Here is a 944-nt window from a genome sequence, read left to right as displayed (position 1 = left end):
GTCAGTTCCATGTTCAGCGTCTTGAGATAGTTGCGCACGCGGCGCGAACCCTCATCGGGCTGGACGCGCTGTTCGAGAACGGCGTCCTGCGTCGTCACGCCAACGGGGCATTTACCCGTGTGGCAGTGGTGGCAGAAGCCCGGCGACGTGCCGAGCGCGGCATAATCGGCAGCCGCCGAATGCAGTGCGCCGTTCTGGAAATAGCTGTCACTGTTGCAGCCGAGCGCCATCAGCATGCCCTGCCCGATCGCGACGGCGTCCGCGCCGAGCGCCAGCGCCTTGGCGACGTCGGCTCCCGTCCGTATGCCGCCCGATACGATCAGCTGCACCTGCCCTTTCATGTTCAGATCTTCGAGCGCGTCCACCGCCTGGCGCACCGCGGCCAGCGTCGGAATCCCCACGTTCTCGATGAAGCAGGTCTGCGTGGCCGCGGTGCCTCCCTGCATGCCGTCGATCACGACCACATCGGCGCCGGCATGCACGGCGAGCTTGACGTCGTTGAACGTGCGGGTCGCCCCGACCTTCACATACACGGGCGTGTTCCAGTCGGTGATTTCGCGCAGTTCCTGGATCTTGATCGCCAGGTCGTCGGGACCGGTCCAGTCCGGGTGGCGGCTCGCCGAGCGCTGGTCGACGCCGGCCGGCAAGGTGCGCATCGCCGCCACGCGCGGATTCACTTTCTGTCCGAGCAGCATGCCGCCTCCACCCGGCTTGGCGCCCTGACCGATGACGATTTCGATGGCGTCGGCACGACGGACGTCGTTCGGATTGAAGCCGTAGCGCGAGGGCAGGCACTGATAAACCAGCGTCTTCGACGAGCGGCGCTCCTCCTGGGTCATGCCGCCGTCGCCGGTGGTCGTGGACGTGCCCATCGCCGTCGCGGCCTGACCGAGCGCCTCCTTGACGTTCGCCGAGAGCGCGCCGAAGCTCATGCCCGCGATCGT

General features: G+C 67.1%; 1 protein-coding gene. It reads right to left on the bottom strand.

The features are described 5' to 3' along the window. On the bottom strand, positions 1–944 hold a 944-nt coding region (locus VSR34_RS38010), incomplete at both ends, for an FMN-binding glutamate synthase family protein (RefSeq protein WP_342965189.1).

The organism is Paraburkholderia sp. JHI2823 (genome assembly GCF_038900695.1).
Lineage (GTDB): Bacteria > Pseudomonadota > Gammaproteobacteria > Burkholderiales > Burkholderiaceae > Paraburkholderia > Paraburkholderia mimosarum.
The sequence above is the reverse complement of the archived record's forward strand: the minus strand, read 5'-3'. Positions and strand labels throughout refer to the sequence as shown.